Source organism: Salipiger mucosus DSM 16094 (genome assembly GCF_000442255.1).
Taxonomy (GTDB): domain Bacteria; phylum Pseudomonadota; class Alphaproteobacteria; order Rhodobacterales; family Rhodobacteraceae; genus Salipiger; species Salipiger mucosus.
Genome location: NZ_KE557281.1, coordinates 220019 through 240388, shown reverse-complemented (window position 1 = coordinate 240388; position 20370 = coordinate 220019). Strand labels below are relative to the sequence as shown.

General features: G+C 60.7%; 25 protein-coding genes. 6 read left to right on the top strand and 19 right to left on the bottom strand.

Annotation, left to right across the window (positions count from 1 at the left end; all coding sequences use genetic code 11):
• Window positions 1–113: 113 nt before the first annotated feature.
• On the bottom strand, window positions 114–1181 hold the full coding sequence (locus SALMUC_RS21400) for a hypothetical protein (RefSeq protein ID WP_156883601.1): 1068 nt from the start codon (window positions 1179–1181) through the stop codon (window positions 114–116).
• A 106-nt stretch (window positions 1182–1287) separates the two neighbouring features.
• Here SALMUC_RS21400 and SALMUC_RS28455 point away from each other — a divergent pair, with 106 nt between their 5' ends.
• On the top strand, window positions 1288–2283 hold the full coding sequence (locus SALMUC_RS28455; protein WP_020041764.1) for a type VI secretion system-associated protein TagO: 996 nt from the start codon (window positions 1288–1290) through the stop codon (window positions 2281–2283).
• 54 nt (window positions 2284–2337) lie between these two features.
• Here the strand turns inward: SALMUC_RS28455 and SALMUC_RS21390 are convergent, their stop codons facing one another.
• From SALMUC_RS21390 to SALMUC_RS21380, 3 genes are all read right to left on the bottom strand, one after another.
• Window positions 2338–4083, bottom strand: coding sequence for a UvrD-helicase domain-containing protein (locus tag SALMUC_RS21390; protein ID WP_020041765.1), 1746 nt, complete (start codon window positions 4081–4083; stop codon window positions 2338–2340).
• A 67-nt stretch (window positions 4084–4150) separates the two neighbouring features.
• A complete protein-coding gene (locus SALMUC_RS21385; RefSeq protein ID WP_020041766.1) occupies window positions 4151–4387 on the bottom strand; it encodes a hypothetical protein in 237 nt (78 codons plus the stop codon).
• A gap of 1 nt (window position 4388) precedes the next feature.
• Complete coding sequence (locus SALMUC_RS21380; protein WP_020041767.1) at window positions 4389–4901, bottom strand: hypothetical protein; 513 nt, start codon at window positions 4899–4901, stop codon at window positions 4389–4391.
• A 181-nt stretch (window positions 4902–5082) separates the two neighbouring features.
• Between SALMUC_RS21380 and SALMUC_RS21375 the strand changes: the two genes are divergently transcribed.
• On the top strand, window positions 5083–5394 hold the full coding sequence (locus SALMUC_RS21375; RefSeq protein ID WP_020041768.1) for a DUF3768 domain-containing protein: 312 nt from the start codon (window positions 5083–5085) through the stop codon (window positions 5392–5394).
• A gap of 13 nt (window positions 5395–5407) precedes the next feature.
• On the opposite strand, the gene SALMUC_RS21370 is transcribed toward SALMUC_RS21375, so the two are convergent.
• Complete coding sequence (locus SALMUC_RS21370) at window positions 5408–5932, bottom strand: hypothetical protein (RefSeq protein ID WP_156883599.1); 525 nt, start codon at window positions 5930–5932, stop codon at window positions 5408–5410.
• A gap of 326 nt (window positions 5933–6258) precedes the next feature.
• On the opposite strand from SALMUC_RS21370, the gene SALMUC_RS21360 reads away from it, so the two are divergent.
• Complete coding sequence (locus tag SALMUC_RS21360; RefSeq protein ID WP_020041771.1) at window positions 6259–6525, top strand: hypothetical protein; 267 nt, start codon at window positions 6259–6261, stop codon at window positions 6523–6525.
• Between the two features lie 2 nt (window positions 6526–6527).
• Here the strand turns inward: SALMUC_RS21360 and SALMUC_RS21355 are convergent, their stop codons facing one another.
• From SALMUC_RS21355 to SALMUC_RS21310, 13 genes are all read right to left on the bottom strand, one after another.
• Window positions 6528–7604 carry a hypothetical protein gene (locus tag SALMUC_RS21355; protein WP_020041772.1) on the bottom strand — a complete coding sequence of 359 codons (1077 nt, stop codon included), beginning with the start codon at window positions 7602–7604 and terminating at the stop codon, window positions 6528–6530.
• Window positions 7605–7926: 322 nt separating this feature from the next.
• Complete coding sequence (locus SALMUC_RS29160; protein ID WP_198014643.1) at window positions 7927–8217, bottom strand: GIY-YIG nuclease family protein; 291 nt, start codon at window positions 8215–8217, stop codon at window positions 7927–7929.
• Window positions 8218–8243: 26 nt separating this feature from the next.
• On the bottom strand, window positions 8244–8507 hold the full coding sequence (locus SALMUC_RS21350) for a hypothetical protein (protein ID WP_020041773.1): 264 nt from the start codon (window positions 8505–8507) through the stop codon (window positions 8244–8246).
• Window positions 8508–8540: 33 nt separating this feature from the next.
• A complete protein-coding gene (locus SALMUC_RS30625) occupies window positions 8541–9167 on the bottom strand; it encodes a metallophosphoesterase (protein ID WP_020041774.1) in 627 nt (208 codons plus the stop codon).
• Between the two features lie 23 nt (window positions 9168–9190).
• Complete coding sequence (locus tag SALMUC_RS30620) at window positions 9191–9712, bottom strand: HD domain-containing protein (protein WP_020041775.1); 522 nt, start codon at window positions 9710–9712, stop codon at window positions 9191–9193.
• On the bottom strand, window positions 9709–9837 hold the full coding sequence (locus SALMUC_RS31580; protein WP_020041776.1) for a hypothetical protein: 129 nt from the start codon (window positions 9835–9837) through the stop codon (window positions 9709–9711). Before SALMUC_RS31580 ends, SALMUC_RS30620 begins: the two co-directional genes overlap by 4 nt.
• Before the next feature lie 6 nt (window positions 9838–9843).
• Window positions 9844–10743, bottom strand: coding sequence for a metallophosphoesterase (locus tag SALMUC_RS28450; protein ID WP_020041777.1), 900 nt, complete (start codon window positions 10741–10743; stop codon window positions 9844–9846).
• 135 nt (window positions 10744–10878) lie between these two features.
• Window positions 10879–11763 carry a hypothetical protein gene (locus tag SALMUC_RS21330; RefSeq protein WP_020041778.1) on the bottom strand — a complete coding sequence of 295 codons (885 nt, stop codon included), beginning with the start codon at window positions 11761–11763 and terminating at the stop codon, window positions 10879–10881.
• A 513-nt stretch (window positions 11764–12276) separates the two neighbouring features.
• Window positions 12277–12927, bottom strand: a complete 651-nt coding sequence (locus tag SALMUC_RS21325) for a DNA-binding protein (RefSeq protein ID WP_020041779.1) — start codon at window positions 12925–12927, stop codon at window positions 12277–12279.
• Between the two features lie 319 nt (window positions 12928–13246).
• Window positions 13247–14920: a tail fiber domain-containing protein gene (locus SALMUC_RS21320; RefSeq protein WP_020041780.1), complete on the bottom strand. Its 1674-nt coding sequence runs from the start codon at window positions 14918–14920 to the stop codon at window positions 13247–13249.
• A gap of 94 nt (window positions 14921–15014) precedes the next feature.
• Window positions 15015–15203, bottom strand: a complete 189-nt coding sequence (locus SALMUC_RS30105) for a hypothetical protein (RefSeq protein WP_020041781.1) — start codon at window positions 15201–15203, stop codon at window positions 15015–15017.
• A gap of 249 nt (window positions 15204–15452) precedes the next feature.
• The gene (locus SALMUC_RS21315) at window positions 15453–15698 is read right to left on the bottom strand and encodes a hypothetical protein (RefSeq protein WP_020041782.1); all 246 of its coding nucleotides are present in this window, start codon (window positions 15696–15698) and stop codon (window positions 15453–15455) included.
• 1 nt (window position 15699) lies between these two features.
• Window positions 15700–16533: a hypothetical protein gene (locus tag SALMUC_RS21310; RefSeq protein WP_020041783.1), complete on the bottom strand. Its 834-nt coding sequence runs from the start codon at window positions 16531–16533 to the stop codon at window positions 15700–15702.
• Window positions 16534–16728: 195 nt separating this feature from the next.
• On the opposite strand from SALMUC_RS21310, the gene SALMUC_RS21305 reads away from it, so the two are divergent.
• On the top strand, window positions 16729–17076 hold the full coding sequence (locus SALMUC_RS21305; protein ID WP_020041784.1) for a DUF4186 domain-containing protein: 348 nt from the start codon (window positions 16729–16731) through the stop codon (window positions 17074–17076).
• Window positions 17077–17155: 79 nt separating this feature from the next.
• On the opposite strand, the gene SALMUC_RS21300 is transcribed toward SALMUC_RS21305, so the two are convergent.
• Window positions 17156–18388, bottom strand: coding sequence for a hypothetical protein (locus tag SALMUC_RS21300; RefSeq protein WP_020041785.1), 1233 nt, complete (start codon window positions 18386–18388; stop codon window positions 17156–17158).
• 194 nt (window positions 18389–18582) lie between these two features.
• Here SALMUC_RS21300 and SALMUC_RS21295 point away from each other — a divergent pair, with 194 nt between their 5' ends.
• Together SALMUC_RS21295 and SALMUC_RS21290 are read left to right on the top strand one after the other, a co-directional pair.
• Complete coding sequence (locus SALMUC_RS21295; RefSeq protein WP_020041786.1) at window positions 18583–18855, top strand: hypothetical protein; 273 nt, start codon at window positions 18583–18585, stop codon at window positions 18853–18855.
• A 67-nt stretch (window positions 18856–18922) separates the two neighbouring features.
• Window positions 18923–20356 (top strand): alkaline phosphatase D family protein, encoded by a 1434-nt coding sequence (locus SALMUC_RS21290; RefSeq protein ID WP_020041787.1) that lies wholly within the window; start codon window positions 18923–18925, stop codon window positions 20354–20356.
• Window positions 20357–20370: the final 14 nt, after the last annotated feature.

The following is a 20370-nucleotide window of genomic DNA, read 5'->3' as shown; positions in this document are numbered from 1 at the left end:
AGAGGCTCTCGAAGCGTCAACCGCTCAATCTGCAGGAACTTCTGACGCAATCCGACATCTTCCCCAGCGCCCCGACCTTTTCGGCAAGGGGCGGTGGGGAAACCGCAATCACGCTAGCTCGTTGTTCCAGTAAGCATTGCCGCGGCGAGGGCGCCGGTGGCGCGCCAGTGCTCGGCGGGTATGTCCTCCAGCGATACGGCCTCCACGCCCTCGGATCCGTAGATGCGACGCCGCAAGTCGTCGATTGTCTCCTCCGCCCAGCCGTATTCCTCCAGGAAATTCTTTATCGTCCACTTGAGCTCCTGCCAGCGTCCTGGGTCCTCTGCGGAATAGTATTCGCCCAGAAGTCGCTCGAGTTGTGCAAGGGTCTCGGGGTTCTCGTTCATCAGAAGCCAGGCCCGGGCGAGCTCATCCGGGTTCAGTCGTGAGGACTGCACCGCGATCACGCCATGGGTCCATTCCCCGAGCGTCACCCACTCCTTTCCGCCCTGCACGCTGACCTCTCCCGAAACGTCCGAAAGCTGTTTCGTGAGTTTGCCGGCCGCCGCCTTCGCATTCGCGTCGCCCGATGTATCGAACACGAAGCCGGCGCTGACGGTCGCCTGATAGATGCGCGTCGCGAGAATGCTGTCGTAGCGGCGGGATTTCAGGACCTCGAGTGTCGGCCGGCAGCCATCGATGTTCTCGACCTTGTCCGCGTGCAACTCCTGCATGTCCGGGTCCGGAACAGTGGCGGTGATGTCTTCGAAGATGATTGCCGCGCTCTTCTCGAAGGCGCCCTGCAGCCCGGCTTCTGCCTCGACGACCTTCTTGATCTCGGCGCCGGCGGAGGCTTCAACCACGGCCTCGAGGGAGGTCCACATGTAGTGGCTTCGCGGGCTATCGTCCTGGGTCTCCAGTGACAGGTAGCACCTCGATGCCGCGGCCAGGACGTCCTCGTAGGGGTCGACTTTCATGATGTCGCCGACCCGGATGGTCCGGTTCCGCAGGATCGGCATTGCCTTGAGTTCACGGAAAGAGAAGTAGGCAACGGCGGCCTGCGGATCGGGAGCTTGCTGGGAAACTGCCGGCTGGGCGGCGAGGCATGCGAACAGGATCGCGTATCGTAGAACTCTAAAATTCATGAAATTGGCTCCGCAAGTGAAAACCATCAAAGACAGGCAATGAGCACAGAGTGCCATGGAACAGAGATTCTGAAAAGCGGCCCGGCATGTCGTGTCGTCGGGTGGCAATTCGATGAGTGCCTGATAGGCTTTCGCCATAGTGTCCAGATTAACCCGAGGTAACATGAAGATCCCGACGTTTGCCGCCCTGTCCTTCGCCGCCATTGTGCCGAACGCAGGCCTCGGTGAAGTGATTTCCGAGAACACGATTGCCGCTACGCCATTCTCGAGAACCGCCACGGCGATCCTCGGGCCCTTGCTGATATCCAGCGAGCACATCGTCCTGGAAACCGGCAGGACCATTGAACTGGATCTCGTCGAACCCGAAAAAGCGGGCGAGTGGACGCATGACGGGCAGCAGCGTGCGGCCGCCGTTTTCCGTCTCAAGACCGATCCGGGGGAGCTGCGCAGCGGCAATAGGCTATGCGGCCCAGACGTTCCCGCAACACACCTTGCGGCAGCAGCTTCTGCCGGCATCGGCGGTCCGAGCCTGACCTTGGCGGTCTTCTCAGGGAAGGAGGTTCCTTCTGGCCTGGATAGCGGAGCGAACCTCTGCGGCACATTCGTCTACACGTCGAACAGCGTGACCGAAGCAATGGCACGGGACAGTCTGGTGGCCGCTGGGGAGAGCGAGACTCCGTCCGAGACGGAGCAGGACAATGCCTTCACCGGCAAGTGGGATGTTTCCACCGACGTCAATCCGATGGATGACTCCAAGACCGTGCTACTGCGGCTGATGTCGGATAGTGGGACGGGCGGTTTCCAGGACCGGCCCATCGTCTTTATCGGACGTTGCAAGTCCAACACCACCGAGGTCTACGTGGTGTGGCACGACTACCTCGGTGACGACAGCAATGACGTGTACCAAGACTGGAAGTACGTGACGGTGCGCCTGGGAGACGGGAAGGCCCAGCGCCAGAAATGGAGCACGTCGACCGACAGCAAGGCGACCTTCTCGCCGATGTGGGGCGGCGAACTTCTCAAGAACATGCTGGGCCACGACAAGATGGTCTTGCAGACAACGCCGCACAGCGAGAACCCGACGACGGCCATCTTCGACATCCGCGGCCTCGAGAATGTCCTCGGGGAGCTGGCTTCCACCTGCAACTGGGATTTCTGATGTCCGGGCGCCTCGTGATCTGAGGCGTTGGCTCAGCAGCCAGACTTGCAGGTCTCAGGCGTCTACGAGCTCGTTCGCGAGCAGCCTGGCGCCATAAAGGTTTCGGTGCAGCTTGGTGGGCGCTAGAACCGCCAGGCTGTGCTTCGCCCGGGTGACGGCCACGTAGAGCAGTCGCTGACCTTCTTCGCGCATGTCGGCTTTCGAAAGCATGTCGCGGGCAACCAGCTGGGCCGGATGGCCGCCGGGATATTCGCCTTCGATGCCGTCCAGAATGATCACGTGATCCCATTCCCGGCCCTTGGAGGCATGGGAGGTGCAAGAGGCGACAGTTACGCCCTCGGGCGCCTTGATCCGCCGCGCGTAGGTCTTCAGGTCACGTCCGAAGGGGCGGTTCTTCGAGGCCAGAAGCACGAGTGATCCCGGGTCACGTCCGGCCCGGGCATCGTCGTCCCAGGCGCGCTTCGCCATGATCGCGATCTGGTCCTCCAGGAAGGCTCGGGCCTCCTCGTGCCACTCCTGCGTTTTCCGGCGCTCCGTCTTGATGCCGCCGGTCTTGACCCGGACGCGGCCGTCATGCGGCAGGCCGGCGACGGCTCGCTCCTTGTTGGAGGCCTCCATGACCTCGTTTCCCATCTCCACGATGCGCTTTCCGCAGCGCCAGTTCGTCTGCAGCGGCAGGTTCAGGGCGGCCTCGTAGCGCGAGCGGAAGCCCCGGAAAAACGACAGGTCGGCGCCCATGAAGGCGTTGATGGACTGCCAGTCGTCGCCGACAGCGTTCAGGACCGCGTCCGGGTTGCGATGCATGACGCCGGCCACGAGCTGTTCGAAGGCGGCAGAGAAATCCTGGTATTCGTCGACGAAGAGGAACTGCAGGCTCCCGTTCAGCCGGGTGAAGCCGGGGATCGTGTTGTCGCTCGAAAGGATGCGGGCGGCTTCGCGCAGTCCGGCTTCGCCGTCGAACGTCTCGCTCTCGGCCAGCTTGGCATCGAAGGATCCGGCAACCCGCTTGAGGTGTCGGAAGATCGGGGAGACATCCCTCTGTCCGGGCGTTCCGCGGCGGGCTCGATAGAGGGACACGCCGCTGGCGATGAACTCGCGGACCTGGTCCTCGAAGTCCGGCTGTTTGACGAGGAACTTGAAGGCACTGTTCTCGTAGCGGTTTCGATAAGCCGCCAGATCCTGGCGGGTGGTATTTTCCATCACCGCGCTTTCGATGTCGGACAGTTTGGCCGGGTTCGCACGCGCATCGTCGGTGAAATCGAGAACCATGCCGCGGGTCCCGGGATAGGTCTTGAGGACATGGAAGGCGAGGCTGTGGAAGGTGTTCACACCAACCCGGCGGCCGACATCCCCGAGAGAGGCCTCGAGCTTGTTCGACAGGTCGTTGGCGGCCGCCTTGTTGAAGGTCAGAAGCTGGATCGCTTCGGGCGGCACGCCCAGGGTGTTCACCAGGAAATCGATCTTGATGACCAGTCCCGTGGATTTCCCGGACCCGGCCCGGGCCCGGAGGCGGATGCTTGGAGACACGAGGGAGACGAAATCCAGAAGGCTCTTGTTTTCGGGAAGCTGAGACGCCGGTGTGCCACCGGGCCGCGCGGGCAGGTTCCGGTCGATGGCGGCCGCGGCGGCCTCGGTAAACGGTTTCCGCTCCCGGCTCGAGATCTTGCGAAGGATTGCGGCCTGCTTGTCGTCCTCCTGCTGGGCGATCACGGCCCGCATCTTTTTCACAACCGGTGCCAGGCCGGACTTGGTGTCGATGACGGACTGGCAGCGCTGGATGTGGTTTTCGATAAACGACATGTCGGGATCGGTCTCCTTGGAATTCGGATGGGCTACCGGAGTGACGAAGACTCTGCAATCGCCGGTGTCAGGCGCGCGCAGACTTCGGCATGAAGGTTTTCAGATTGAAGAGCTCCCCGGCGCTCCGGGCATCCTTGTGTTTGCGGAACTCCTCGAAGGAAACCTCGTCGATATCCCAGAACGAACAGTACTCCTGGCTGTCCTCGCAGAAGCGGGGCAGGGTGCGGCGCAGGGCGCTCTTGCTTCGGTACTCGGCACGGAAGGTCTCGCCCGAATAGCGATGGCGGATCAGGTAGTACGGCATGTCATCCTCTCGCCACTTCCTTGAAAAGCACGCAGTTGTAGCTGGCCGACACGGCGTCGAACCTCGCGCGCGCCGCGTCCTCGTCGTCGATGATCTCTGGCGCGACCTGCGCATCCTTGAAGACGATGGCCCAATTCGTTGGCGCTGCCTCGGCTTCGGGGTCTTCGTCTCTATTGAGAAAGGCCGGCAAGTCACGCAGGGCGTTCAGGGTCGCAAGAAGCCAGGCCCGTGGCGTATCCCGAATCTTGGCGTCTCCGGACCACATGTACATGGTCTTGGGCGTGTGGATATAGGCGATGCTCCGATAGAGCTCATATCCGAATGAATCGGGCATGTGGCGCAGATAGAACCGCTCGGCGGAGGTCCAGCACCGGTCATGTACGACCCGGTGGACCAGTTCGGCGCTGGCGGTCCCGACCACTGGAGCGGCGAGAGGCCTGACTTGGGTGTCTCCTGCTTCAACGCCCTCGATCAGTCGTTCGAGAGCTTCCGAGGTCTTGGTATTCTTTCGCATGAAATTCCTTCGTCCTTGGTGCAAGCATACCCGAAAACATCTCGAAAGCAAGAATAGATAGGCTGAGCAGTCCAGTATGACTTGTGGTCCTTGACGCGGCAAACGCCCGGAGTGTCCCGTCGGGGTTTACGTTGCGCGCGTTTCCGACGACGCTGGCGACCGGGAAATGCAGGAGCCGACGATGACACCGATCACGGAGACAGGAAAGCGGAACAACGAAATCAGAACCCGCGGCCTCTTCGCGCGCGGCCCCGACCAGGTCGCCGAGCTCATTGGCACCGTGGGGATCGAGGCGCTGGGCCAGGACGCCGTGAATGACCTCATCCGGCAGCTCATGGCCTTCGAGGACTTCGAGGAGGGGAACGATCCCTACGGCGACCGGGACTTCGGAAAGCTCGAGTACGACGGGAAGACCGTTATTTTCAGGATCGAGCTCCACGAGGACCCGGATTTCGAGCGCCGGATCTTCCTGATGCTGCCCGAGGACCTGTGAGCGACACGAGGCCTTAGTCGTCAGCCACCTTCTTCAGGAAGAAGAGACCGACTGGGTAGCCGTTGGACACGTTGCACTCCACCGCGTAGCCGATGCATTCGTACTTGCCGTCGTAGTAGGTGCGGATCGCATTCTTGCATTTCTCTTTCGAGAGGGCGTCGATCCAGCCCTTGCCTTTGAAGGCGGCCCGGTACTTCTCGGCATTCCACTGCTGCATGCGGTCGGAATGCACTGCGTCGATGCCCTCCGGCGGATTGCGCTTGTCGAACTCCCGCCACTTGAAGTGAGCGCTGTACCCGTAGGGCGCCTCCCGCGGCGTACGATTGCAGGACGACCGCTCGTCGACCCAGTCCAGGTTCCCGGGGTGTCGGATGATGCCCATGGTGTCCTCCTCGAAGAAGTAATCGGCGGGGGCGGAGGACGTTTCCGGCGTGCGACGCCTGGAGGGCGACTTTCTGCCGGCCCTGTGCGGCTTGCTACCGTCGCGGATCCTCCCCATGGAGTCCTGCATCCCGGGAAAATCTTCGAAATCGTTCATGCTGCTCATCCACGCTTGATGATCTATACTAGCAATCCGGAGGGCTCAGAGCAAGTTTCCCTTGCATGAGTCATTCTATTCATAATATTTCTTGGTGAGCCAAGTGGAGAACTGACCAGTCATGCCAAGAAAGAACGCGCGCCCGGCGGCGAAGAAGGAACAACGCAAGCGCAAGCAAAAGGTCGCGGATCACAAAGCGGGCATCCGGCGGCCGCGTCGGCACGTTCCGGCCCCGCCTCCGCCGCCCGTGGCGGCCGCTGCCATGATGGGCATCGCGATGTCCGGGATCACATCGACGAACGCGCGACAGCGGCGAGATCTCGACGATGACCAGTGACGCAGATCTTCTGAAAATGGCGACTTGCTTCCAGGTCGACGATGATCTGTTCATCGAGGCACGTGGAGACGATGCCTGGGCGGTCACCTATCTCGGGAGATCGGTCGTGAACCGCGCCCTCGAGCGGGAATTCGAACCCATTCCGCCTGACCGAAGCGAGGCTTTCAAGGCGCGCACGCGGTTCAGCTTGCTTGAAGCCGTCGACGTTGCCCAGCGCTTCCTGACGAAGCTGAACGGGCAACACGCCCAGGCGTGACGTTAGGACGCGACGAGCAGGCGGGCCACTTTGGATGACAGTTGCCCGCGCGTTCCCACACCCAGGACAGCCATGACCTGCTTCAGGTACTGGCGTGCACTGCCAACCGTGAGCCCCATCTCCTCGGCAGCGTCCTCCGTCGAGTGGCCGGCGCTGACGAGGACGGCGATCTGCGCCTGGCGGCGGGTCGCGCCGTAGAGTTCCCTGAGGACCTCCATGCGTGGCCAGTCGTCTGCGCTCACCTGGGTCGCGATGAGCACCGTGAACGTCTCGACCGGGGGCGAACCGATGGTCGATGCGAACCGCTCCATGTCGTTCCTGACAATGATGACGGGAAGAACCCTGCCACTGGGGAACACGCCGTGCAGGAGAGCGATGTTCTGGTCCGGAGAGGCCCGCAGCAAGCGTATTTGCCCCGACAGATCGATCATGCCCTGCGTTCCGATCACGAGCGTCTCGGTTCCGTCTCCGGTTTCGTGTCTCGTCAGGTCGCGGGCCACGTTGTTGCCGGAAATGATCCGGCGATCCGCGTCGATGAGGGCCCATCCCACACCGGTGCTTTCCAGTGCACTGAACGCCGAGTGCTGGATTTCCTCCGTCTGTCTCAGCTGCTCGCGGATCGCGGCGGCCTGGCTGATATGGGGCTCAAGGAGCTGAAGAAACCGGACGTCCCGGTCCGTGAAGGGATCTTGTTTCGCACCTCGATAGAAGACCAGGCACTGAATGACCTTCTGGTCGTCAGAGATGTTCGCAAAAAGGGAATGCTCGATCCCAATCGGCTCAAGGATTTCCCGGTACAGGCGCGACCTGTGCAGCGTTTCGTCCGAGATGATCTGCCTGCAGTGCATTGCCTTGTGGGGTGCCGCCTGCATCGCCGTGACGCGCGGGTCGGAGTCCACCATTGTCTTGTAGGTCCGGTACACCTCTGGAGCGGGGGTGATGCCGAAAATCTCCTCATAAGAAATCTCTCCGGAAATGACATCCAGTGTTGCCAGCTGCGCGGCCTTTGCATTGAAAAGCTCACACCACCGTCGAAACAAGGATTGCCAGTCTGGATTGGGAGATAGGGTGGCGTACATCAGCCGGATGCACTCGGCTACATTTTTCGATTCTATCCTGGGCATTCGTCACAACTTGAAAAACAACCGGGATCTTTTTCCCAATTTGCGGGGGCAAGTCAACAGGATGACTTGGAAAAAACACCCGGGGAATGGATCCCCGGGCGGTTCAGTTAGCACCTTCAAAATGCGAGCATGGACACAACCGACGCAGTCGAATTGTTCGTGTCAGTTGGTATTGGGGAAACACGACACGCCAAGCCCGCAAGGCGGCAAGTATCAGTGTGTTACCTTCACCAGCATTCCCATCTGGTAGCGAAATCGCGAATGAGAAAACGCACGCTCAGCCGCGAATAAGCGCCTGCCTGGACAGACGCGATCTTCGGGGCCGATCCTTTTTCAGGGCATACTCGGCGGACATGGCTGCCTGCTTGGATGGATGGGACTCCACATGGATCACACGCCAGGCCCTCCCCTTGGTGGCTTTGGCGCCCTGTCCGGCATTGTGCCGGGCCAGGCGCGCATCGACGTCATAGGTCCAACCGACATAGGTGCGTGGCCTGCCTCCATCCCAGGTGGCCAGCATGTAAACGAAGCCCTCGCGCTCCGATGGTTTCGCAGTGGTGGTCGACACCGTTGGCGTCTCCTGTTTTGCATCCGTCAAAGTGCGTGGACGGCATGCATCCTGAAATGGTCATCCAAGAATTCCGCGAAGACCAGAGGGTTGGGCCGGATCTCGTCCCGGAAGCCGCAGCCGGCATCCAGATTGATCCGTTTGGCCCGGGATACCAAGTCGCCCGCGTCGAGCGTGAAGCGCCCGACGGTGCTTTCTGGGATCTGGTCATCGGGGAGGTCGAACCGGATGAATTCGTCTTCGCAGTCTGACGACAGCGGGTCGTGGCTCCACGGGGTGTGTCCGTGCACGACGACTTCGCGACCGGTCTTGTCCCAGCTGCCCTAGTGGATCAGGAACGGAAGCCGTACCCAAGCATAACGGGCCTTGGGCGATTTCAGGAAGTGCTCCCGGTCGACGAGGGGATCGATGCCTGCATGAACGAAGAAGAGATCCCCCTCGACGTGATGCGAGCGGAAGTCTCGAAATGGATCTCCGGTGGACACCTTGCGCAAGGACGAGACGAGATCCGGACCGGTCGAGGCGGGATAGCCCAGCGCCTCGATCTCGTCGATCACGGCCTGCCCGCCGCACTGCCGCCAGATCTCGAACCTGCGCGCTCGGTCGCCCTTTTGCGTGGGCTGTCCCTTCCGGGGCGGCTGGCTCTCGTTCAGGGCCTCCCAGAGCATGATCTCATGGTTCCCGAAGAGCAGCACACGATCTTCCACCTTGGCGTAGTCCCATGCGCAACGGGCGACCGAGAGCGCCTTGAGTCCGCCGGGCCCGCGGTCGATCAGGTCACCGAGGAAGATGGCCTTCTTCGTGGCGCCGGCCTTCTCGATTCCGGCGATCACCTCGAGGGCGGCTTTCAGAAGATCGTCCCGCCCGTGCACGTCGCCGATGGCGAATACATGGTTGGGCCCGCTCGTCCCGGGCAGGGGCTTCCAGCCGCTGGTTTCCAGGCGGAGCATTGTTGTCGTTTCCCAGTGTCCGGTCATGCGGCAAGCTCGTAGTAGCGTTCGAGGAAGCGCTCGCGGCCTTCGTCCGGTGTCCAGGCTTCGATGTTTACGTTCGCAGCCTCCGCACCCTTTGTCTCGATCCATTTGTCGTCGGGCACGAAGAGCTGCATCTGCTCCGTGCGCAGGATCGCGATGTCCGCCTTCTTGACCAGGGGTGGCTTGAAGCCGGGCAGGCCGTATTGCCGCGCGAGTGCCGCCTCGACTTCCTTCTCGATGCGACAGTAGTCCGGCAGTAGGCGCTTGAGCGGCTTGGGGATGTCGCCAAGCACGGCCTCGGCCGCATCGTGCATCAGGCCGATCATCGCCAGGTAAGGTGGCACGATGTAGCTGACGAGAGCGCTGTGCTCGGCGACCGAGTAGAACGGCCAGCAGTGGCCGCCGAACCGGCAGGTGCTGGCAAGGCCCTGGGCAATGTCCTCGATGCAGAGTTCCACCGCCGACGGATTTGCGAAATCGAAGTATGCGCCGGAGCGCAGTTGGATCGTGGTTTCGCTCATTCCGGATGGCGGAGCGGAATGAAGATGCGGCGCCGGTAGGCATCCACCCGCGTCTGGACCGGATACCGGCGTTTGCCCTTCCGTTTCCGCTCCGCGAACCAGGTTGGCCCGTACCAGATCAGCATCTTCCATTATCCTTTCTCCTGCGGCGTGACGACATGCAGTCGGACATTGCCGTCGAAGAACTCCGCGAAGGGCAGGGTGGTCGTCGCCTTCCCGCAGCCACTGTCGAGGTTGATCCGGCGGTGGCTCTCGACCATGTCCGCGCCCTCGGCCGTTTCGAAGTGGCTGTCGATGCGCATGGTTTCGCCGGCACGCCAGGCCCGGTTGCGCTCGCTGAATGCGCCCTTCATGGCGGACCCTACATCCTGCTCCCAGGGTGTGTGTCCGTGGACGATGACGCGCCGGCGCTCCGCGTCCCATCCACCTTCATGATGGAGGAAGTCGCCGCGGATCCAGGCCCAGTTGTCGTGAGCGAAGGGGTCTTCGGCCAGGAAGGTGTCCATGTCGATATGCGGATGCACGCCGGCATGCACGAACACCATGTCTCCCTGCGTCACGTGCGACCGCGACAGCATGACCTCGTTGAAGTCCTCCGGAAGCGCCTTCTGGAGCTCCTCGAGGATGACCTCCCGCGAGGACATATCGCAGCCATTGGCCTCGAGCTCCTTGATGGCAGACATGCCGCCGTTGGCGAGCCAGATCCCTTCGTTGATTGACTGCGACATCTCGTCGGGAGCGCCGCCGAGAGAGCCGAGCAGCATCAGTTCGTGGTTGCCAGGAAGTACGATCACCTCGTCAACGCCGGTGTGGTCGGCTGCCTGCCACGCACGCTGAACACACTCCAGCGGCGCTGGGCCCCGGTCGATCAGGTCGCCAAGGAAGATGAGGCGGGTCGGTCCGTGCTTCGGGAGGTCGGAAATCCTGCCCAGCGCGGCATCCAGGGATGCCAGCTCGCCATGCACGTCGCCGATGCAGAAAACGTGCTCGTCCCCGGTATCGCCGGGCAGTTGCTTCCAGTCTTGGTCCATGAAATTCCCTCCTTTCCAAAGGATAAACGGGCCTGCCCTGATGTTCAAGTATAAAAGAATAGCGCCGGCCTGGGGAGAGGATTTCGGCGCTATTCCTTGTGCGAGACAGCATTTTGGTACATCGAGAGCCGGTCGTTACGGTGTCATGCCGACTGGCGCCGCGACCGTTTCCCGAACTGCTTCTTTCATGCGTTCGCTGTGGGCGGCATCTTGCGCGGCCGTCCGTGGCGCGTATGCATTCTCGAAGTAATCGGGGTAGTTCTCGTGCAGATATCGCGTAACCTGGACGTATCCCTCGTCGCGCTGGACGCCGATCCAACGGTGAAGCCGGTCCGGCAACTCATCGATCTCGGCCCCGTCGCCGATGCGGTTCGCGATTTCCGTCCAGGCAGAGACCTCTTCGCGCGATGCGAATGTCGGGATCACGTAAGGCTCGGGTCCGAAACCCCACAGCGGCTTGCGCCAGAGTGCCTTCATGGGCTCGCCCCGCATGTCCTCATCCATGTCGGGGACGTCGCGTTCCGGAAGAACGTCATGACCTAGATAACCGCGGAACTGCTTGGGCTCGATGTCGTTGTGTTCGCCTTCGAACACTGAGATTTTCGTGTAGTCGAGGGCTAGGCCACGCGCACCGACCATCCCGAATGTCGCGAAGACCTCGTTACCATCCTCGGCCGGGGGAATGTCGACCTTCCGGAATTGCAGGGCCCCGAGATCGAACACCTGGGACAGCGGCCAGATCGGAGACTCGAGAAGATGGTCCGGGTCCGATGCGAGAACGGGATCCGACATCGTGCCGTTCGCGTCGACCGACTGGAACGGAACCTTGTGTTCCAGGATCGAGAGGCTGTCGAGGCGACCGTTTTCTCCCCGGTTCGGTGCGAACTGGTGAACGACGCGGGGATCGATGCTGCCGGCCGGGGCTTCGACCAGGCCGGCAGCGATGCTGACGGGGCGCTCGCCGATACGCGAGGCCGTCTCCCGGAAGAAAAATTGGTATCGTGCATTGCGTCCGGACATGGCGCCCTCCTGCTATCCTTTGTTTCCAATTTGGTCGAACGGCGCCATTTGTCAACTTATCCTTGATCTATTCAGGATGGCGGTGTAAGAATTAATTGAATTCGCGGCCTCCCAGGCAGGCTGCCGACGTGCGGAAGGAAAGAGTATGGATCAAACGCTTCTCAAGACAACCGATCTCGCGGATTGCCCGATGTGCGCCAGTGACCAGACATCCGTCACGTCCATCGAACGGCCGGAAGGCGACGCTTCGGTTTACCAGGCCGTGTGCCACGCCTGCGGTGTCAGCGGCCCGCGCGAGGATAGTGCCCTCGATGCCGCGGTGAAGTGGGATCGCCGGGCTCCCTCCCGGCGGATGCAGGAAGCGGAGGCATTCGCGCTGGCCGGGGAAGCCTGCTTTCATGCCCTGAAATATGCGCTCAATGACCAGAGGGTAATCGCGGCTCTCGAAGATGATCCGTCGATGGAGCACTCCATCCACGAGTCCCAGATCACCAGTCCGTCGGCATGCCGCGATCAGGCGGCTTCCTTGAGGGCGACCGGTTTTCCGGTGCGGGCGGCGGCGAGCTGGGCCTTTAGGCGATTGATCTCGGCGTTGGCACCTTCGAGATCGATTTCGGCAACGGCAGCGCGCTGCTCGGCGGCGTCTGCACGCTGTGCCTCGTCCTTCGCCTTCTTCTCGGCAAGCGACACGCGACGGGCTTTCTGCTCGAACTGATCGGCGCGGTCCTTGGCTTCCTGGGTTTCGCCCTGCAGGAGCGAGATCTGCCTGCGGTGCTCATTGGCGGTGATGTCGGCGTTCTTCGCAACCTCTGCGGTGACGGCGCGCGCGTTTTCGAGATCTTTCAGAGCCGCCGCCAGCTTGTCCTTCAGCGCCTTTTCGGTTTCCGAAAATTCCTCACGCGTGATCTCGGCGGCGATGTCCCACAGTTGATTGACGGCCGCCGACTGGATGCGACGGGCCTTGGGCGGCAACTTCTTCCCATTGGTCGACCGGTATTCATCGAGCAGAGCGCTGATGGTGTTGAAGCCGCCACCGCCGATCTGATTGCGAACGTTCATCAGAGTCAGGCTGACGCCTTGCATTTCGAGAATGGACGCTGCCTGGAAAACCTTCTCGCGGGTTGCAATCCGGTTGTGGGCGACGGCGGTGGATTTCTTTGCCATGGTCCTTGAAGTCTTCCTTGTGCTGTGGGTCTTTTTTAGCGCTATAATGGATAGACGTCAATACTGCTCTTATCATTTCTCGAACTCTTTCTGAATGAACGTCGATCAGTTCAATGGTTGCTCAACGCCATGAAAATACTTCGAAATTTCGTGCGTAAGTCCGTGGGATCCGGGCAATCCATGACAACATCGGTGGAACAGGAAGTTCTCGAAGACGGCGTATCGCACCGGATCTCCGAAAGGCTCGTCGTCCCAGGTAGCGACAATGAGATCGGACGAGGCCTGAAATTTAAGCGGCGCCCGCAGGCGCCGCAACCGATTATCGGTTTGCGTCTTCGAGCTCTTCGACGCGCTCGGTGAGGGCTTCCAGAGCGTCCTCCGTCGACTGGGACTTGGCGACCAGTGGGGCAATCAGATCGGTGTACTTCACCGACTTTATGCCGGTTTCGGGATCGGTCCGGACGAGCTCCGGAAAGTCCTCCTCGACTTCCTGTGCGATGAAGCCCAGCGCGCTGCCACCGTCATCCTTCCAGGTGAAGGCGCGCGGGCGAAGTTCGGAAATCATGTCCCCGTCAATGTCCTCGATGTCTGTTTTCAGGCGCCGGTCCGACGTGAAGTACAGGTTCGAGGTCTCGACGGAGCCGTCTGTATGAATACCGGCTCCGTCGATGTAGGTAGTCGTGCCTCCGAAGTTGAAATCCACGGAAGTCGCGCCACCGGAGCCGAAGCTGATGTCGCCGTAGATCTCTCCTCTCACGCGAAGGTTCTCCACGTTCGCGAGTGAGTTCGTGTAGATTTGGTCAAAGGTCCCGCGGTTCTCGACAAAGATGTTTCCGGTCCCTGAAGGCGTTACGGTCCCAACTTCGATGTTCCCGTCGGCAGCAATATCCCCGGTAGAGGACATGGATGCCGCTTGGACACTGTTCGTGGCGTAGACGTTGTCTGCTGTGACGTCCTGCACCGTGATGTCATCCGTGAAATCAGTGGGACCTTCAATGGTGCCGGTCGCACCCCATACGATTTTGTCGTTTCGATACTTTGTGTCGTCAAGGTTCATTTGTTCCGCATATAGGCGGTTCAAGAAGGTTCCGTGCGTCGGGTTGACCTCCCAGGTTTCTCCATCCGGATGAGGAGTGCCAGTTGTCGTATCGATCATGGCCGCTGCCCGAACTTCGGTCGCCCGAACTTCTCTGGCCTGAATATAGTTCACACCATCGATATTGTGCTCGGTCCCGTCCCCATCCATGTGCAGGTCGGTCTCCATGCCGTTCAGAGGGGCGGAAGAGTCTTCTCGATGGAGGAACTTGTCCTCATCTATGCTGGCACCGACACCGACGACGTCCGCCAGGCCCATGGAAACTTGAACCGTCCCTGGTGAAGGTTGCACGTTGGTGCCGTCGATGGATGCATTCCAGTTCGAAACGTCATCGCCCCATCCACCATGGACACCTGAAATTTCATCGGTGGCCCCGATGGCGTCGTTGTTGAAAACGCCACCGCCTGCCGCTCCGAGAAGCGCGGAAACCTGGCCGACGTTCTCATCGCTCATCGTGGAGCCGCCATAGGACGTCAGGACCGCTTCCAGATCACCGCCGGCGGTTTGCTTCACCAGAAGCGCATGGCTTTGCTGGTTGCTGTTCGTGTCGACGAACAGGTCCGGAAGGAAACCGGCATCCTGGATTGTCGGAAGTCCGGCCGGTGAAGACGGCTGCGCACAGCCTGCGCATTGGCGGCCTGCCGGGATCGCGAGAGTGCCGCCGCCGCCAGTGGCCGCGAGCAGATCACTTCGGTATGTCGAGAGGTAGCGCTCGGAGGCTTCCGTGATCGTCGTCATCTTCTCGGCATCACTCTGTGACTTCAGGGTCCGAGCATTGTCGGAGAGCATCGACATGATCTGCATGACGATGAAGGTCACCGCGACAAGCGCGATGCCGACCTCCATGAGGTTGAGGCCACGCTCGCCGCGGCGCTGTAGTGCGGTCTTGAAATTCATGAACTATTCCTCGCTCAAAACGATTTAGGAATAGATGTGCGCGTGAAGTTAAAAATTGCAAAAGACATCAGTCGCTGGGTGACGATGAGCCCGGCTAAGGGGTTGGTTTGGAAGGTTCGTCTTCGTGGTCAAGGTTGGGTTCGTTTTCCGACGTGGCCGCGAGCTGACGCAGGATATCGGGTCGAAGCACTCTTGCCAGTTCTCTGAACGACATCTTCTCAATTTGACTGACAAAGTCCATTTCAAGACATTCGTCACAAATGACGTCGCTCATGTCGTCCATGAAGATCTCGGTCCACAGTTTTGGGTCGAGTTGACAGGTCTCAGGATCGGCGCCCTGAAATTTCAGGATATCTTCGGCATTGTCGAGGAGGACGTGTTTGGCGAGCCGGCAAATGATGCTGTGACCTTCCTTGAACAGGTCGTCATCGAAGGTTCTTGCCGAGAGCCCATGTCCAGAAATATAGGTCGCTCGGGTTCCACCACATGGCTCGTTGAGAAAATCCGAAACCGTCTGGTACCTTGAAAAAGGTCATGGATTGTCTGTCTCTTTCGGGTACGACGAGACATTGAAGCCGAGATCGTCGGTCTTTTTCTCGATGTGCACGGTGGACAACGCCTGATCGAGGTAGCCACCGACGAAGAGGTCGAGCACGTCGGGCGAGATCGGGAACAACCGGGATTGGAGCCGGTGGAGGAGGTCGTCCCAGATCCCTTCTTGGTGCGCCTCGACCCAATCCAATGCTGCGTGCTCTCGTTCGACCTCTTCTGGTGTCATCTCACGTCATCCCGAAAGACGACGTATCCTTCAATTCGGCGGCAGCCCGATCCATGATCTCGAGGACGTCTTCGACGTCGGGGATGCCGTGTGCGTGCATCTCGTCGGGATTGAAGCGTGCCTGAAGCTGCTTGGAGAAGCGTGCGACAAGCTCACTGACGCAGTCGAGCTTTGCGTGGTTCTCCTCGGTGTCATCGAGGACGGTGCGTGCGACATCCGCGTCCAGGCGGATCGGTAGCTTTTCGCCGTCTACCAACGGGACGACGGGATCGCCCGGGCGTTCTTTCAGCGGTTCCGTCCGGCCTCGGGACAGGACGGAGATCTCTCCGGAATTGCTGCGCAGGGTCCGTGCCTGCACACGGATAGCCGCCCGCCTGATAGACAATTCGACGCCGCCCTTATCGCGGCCGTAGTCGGGCCCGCCAGCATAGCCCCCGTCGTCGGTCACCGTGACGGCGATAGCGAGTCCATCGGTCCAGTTGTCCTGGTCGCGCAGTGCGAGAGCGGCGTCCAGTGTCTTCTCGACTTCAGTCCGCAGCGCACTGATGTCCGGGTTGGAGATCGCATCCGGGAGAAGATCGGATTTGCTGGTCGCGACGACATCGTAGCCTTCGCCGGGGTTGATGGCTTTCCTGACCTCAAGCGGGCAGGTTTTCTTTCTTCCTGCGCTCCAGGAAATCCATCTTCTGGCGCAGCGTAGTTTGCAGTCCCCAATCGCCCCTTCCCAGACGTCTGACGGCATCAGGCGATTTGCTTCCGCGTTGACACGATCCACTTCCGTCTGGGTTTCCGCGTTCAGGCGCGAGTAGAGGGTCTGATCGTATTTGATCGGCATCTTTTTTGTTATCCCTCCTGCTCAGCCCGGCAACTCGACGGTCAATTCGGCTTTGACAATGTAGCGCATCATTCTGCTATTCTTTGTGTCTGCCAATAGAATGACGTGGCAAAGCGCAGATGCCAACAATTCATAAATAATAGGTTGCGATGTGCGCATCTTGGCAGTGTCCAGGTCATTCAGTAGTATGGCCGCATGACCGACGATGTGTTCGACCGCCTTGCAAGATCTTCTTTCCGGTCCCGCTTCAAGCTGGGACCGAAGGAGGCCGACTACCTGGTCTCGAAGGGCAGGGCGACGATCCGCTCGCATGCCGCGGACTTCGTTGCCCAGCGCCTGGCGCCCGCGGTGCCGAAGAACGACGGGAAGCAGACGCCGATGCGTGGGCACCCGGCGTTCATCGCACAGCATGCTACGGCGACTTGCTGCAGGTCATGCCTGGAGAAATGGCACGGGATCCCCACCGGGAGACTGATGAGTGCGGAGGAGCAGCGCTACACCGTGGATATCATCATGGCCTGGATAGACCGGAAAGGGGCCTGACGCTCGAGGCCGAACCGGAACGTCGTGAAATCTGGTGAAGGCTGGGTGGTTCAGATTTCAGGACGTTCCGGTTCGGCGGTCAGAACCGAACGTTGATCCCGGCAAAGGTCACGTCTTCGCCGTAGAGGTTGTTGCGATCCCCGCGGTAGCTTTGCCCGGAGCTGGTCATGTGACGAACTTCGACCCCGAAATGGTCGTTGAAGTCGTACCCGGCCTCGATCTCGGTGTGGCCGCCATCTGGAGCGAAGGTGTGCTCGGCCTCCACGAAGAAGGAGTCCCAATTCTTGCCGATGGAGAGCGTATACTCGTCATCACCCTCGCCGATGACCGGGGTTTCGATGCCGGCCCCCACGACATAGCCGTCGATGTCGAAGTAGGCTGTCGGCGCCAGGGTCATGTTCTCGGCATTCAGATAGGATGGGATGTCCCAGGTGAAGGGCACAGGGCCCGCTTCGAAGAAGGGATCCTTCATTTTCAGGTCACCGGTCATGGCATAGTCCGAGAAGCCCTGCACAACGCTCCAGGTGGTGGGAGAGGCCAGCAGTGACAGGCCGCTGTACATCCGGATATCGCTGATGCTCGTGTCGATCCCGAGATTGTTCTGGAAATGATGAGAGATGAACTCGACATCACCGACCAGGTTGCCCGGATCACCGTCCTCGTCGCTCATCGCGTATCCGAACATCTTCGCGCGGTTGTTCAGGTAGCCGGCCGACGCGAAGAACCGGTTTCCGCCCGACCGGAGGCCGCGGCGGACCCATTCCTCGGAGTAGTTCATCTGCCAGTTCAACCCGGCCGACTTCGTCAGGATCGTCTTCCCGGGATCCTTGCCATTGTAGGCGCCGACGTTCATTGCGGTGGCCGGGTTGCTGCCGAACAGGAGCTTGACGTAGAGATCAAGGCCGTCCACCTCTTCCGCGGTCTCCGTATTGTAGAAATAGTGATCCGGAAAACCGAAATAGTCCCGGGTCTGGAAGTGCGCGTACTCGTGCCCGAAGAAGATCGCGTTCGCCGTCTGGAACTGGAACTCGAGGAGACTGGCGATGGCCGCGTAGCCGGCCCGGGCCTTGGGTCCTTTCTCGTCCAGGCCCAGCTTGTAGTGGAGTTTCTCGGCTGCGGTCACACCTAGGTATTTGGCGTTTTCGACGATGGTCTGGGCGCGTTGCCCCTGGTGCGTCCAGAAATCAGGATCGTTGTCGTGGAATTCGTAGTTGTCCAGCAGCGAATTCAGAAAGACCCCTTCGGAACTTGCTGGAATGGCTGTCGCGATAAGGCTCGTGCTCAGGAGCGCCGTCAGAATTGTTTTTTGCATTGTCCTTCCTCTCTAGGGAAGGACGTTTGCGCTCAGGCCGCCGCGGTGGTTTTCAGCCGGTAAAACTCCGAAAATCGAAACCCGGACGAAACCGAAATATGTCTGCCACGGGCGCGGATGCCGCCAGCGTGCCCAATGAACGGATCTTTAGGAACTTGCCGGTATCTCGGTTTCTGCCGACACCGGAGATTTTTATGAAGACGTCCGCCCTCAGGATCGCAGCCCTGCTTCCCATCGTGCTGGCCATGTCAGGATGCGCCAAGGACAAACAAATGCATTTCGCGGCCGGGGTCGTGGGGAGTGGCGTGGTCAAGCACGAGAGCGGAAGCAGGCTGGCCTCCTGCGGGGCCGCAGCGGCTCTCGGCGTGGGTAAGGAGATCTACGACAGCATGGGCCACGGCAATGTCGACGTAATGGACGCGGTCGCCACGACGGCCGGCTGCCTGACCTGGGAAATCCAGTTCTGAGGCCGGCACACGCCATCGTCACCCGACGCATTTGGCAGGAGACCGCGAACTGCCTATTTCTCTGCGCATGGACGCAAACTCGCAGAACATCACAGGCCCGGTCCTCTTCCTGGACAATCTCACGGACACCACCGTGGAGATCGCGGCGCTTTTCATTGCGCCCGTGGGGGTGCCTGTACCGAATGTGACGGCAGAGGGTGTATCTGTTCCCGTTGAACCTTTGTCGGAATTCAGGACTGCGACCGTCTGGCGGGCTCGGTTCAGACTGCCCGTTGGCAGCCAGTCAGGGTACGACTGGAACGGGAAGCACTACCCGGTCTGTTGCGATTTCTCCGACGCCATTCGCATCGGCTATGTGTCATGCAATGGCGAAGAGATTGGTGATCTGGACCGCGAAGGCTCCGAGAGGAACGCCATGTGGAGCCGGCTCAAGTCGGATCACCAGCACCAGGCATTCGCGCTTCTGCTACACGGCGGCGACCAGGTCTATGCCGACGAGGTCACTCATGGACACACCCTGAGCCGGGACTGGCCCGATGACGTTCCACCGGATCCGTCGCAGGCCGATCTGGCGTCTCTTCGGGACCATCTAAGAGAGGGCTTCTACGAACGGTACGCATCTCTCTATGCATCGCCGGAATTCGCGTGGATCGCAGCGCGAGTGCCGTCTCTGATGCAATGGGATGACCACGACATCTGCGATGGATGGGGATCGCTACCCGCGTCGAAAACGCATTCCGGCGTTGGCCAGACTCTGTTTTCGGTCGCGCGCGAGAGCTTCCTGATTTTTCAGCAGGCAACGACGGATGACGATCTTCCCGGTCGCTTCGTCGATCCGGACGGCCTCCATCTGGGCTGGACGGTCCGGACAGCCGCGCTGCGCATCATCGCGCCCGATCTCCGCTCCGAGCGAAGCCGTCGCGCCATCATGGGCCCGGGTGGCTGGACGATGCTCGAGGAGGAAGCCAAGGATCCCATGCCCGGGCAGACCTTCCTCATGTCCAGCGTTCCCTTGCTGGGTCCGCGGCTATCGATCCTCGAGGCCTTGATGGTCGCGGTACCGCGAATGCAGAAGTACGAAGACGATCTTCGCGACCAGTGGCAAAGCCGGGCACATCGCGCGGAATGGCGGCGCATGCTGCAACTCGTGCGAACCATGGCCATTCGGGATGGCCACGATCTCACCGTGATTTCGGGGGAAATCCACCTCGCCACACGCGGAACCATGGATCTCGGGGACGGTCTGCACATGCATCAGCTGGTGGCTTCCGGGATCGCGCACCGTGCGCCACCCAAAGCCTGGGCCAACATTCTCGGTGCCCTGGCCTGGCTTGGAGACGCGCCCTTAGAAGGACATCCGATCCAGATCCATTGCCTGCCCGGACAGTCATCGCGCTACGTGGCCGAGCGCAACTATCTCAGGCTCGAGCGGGGCGCGGACAGCTGGAGTGCGATCTGGGAACTAGAAGATAGCGGAACGACGGATCCGCTTGCCCTCTGAGCGGGTGTCTCGAC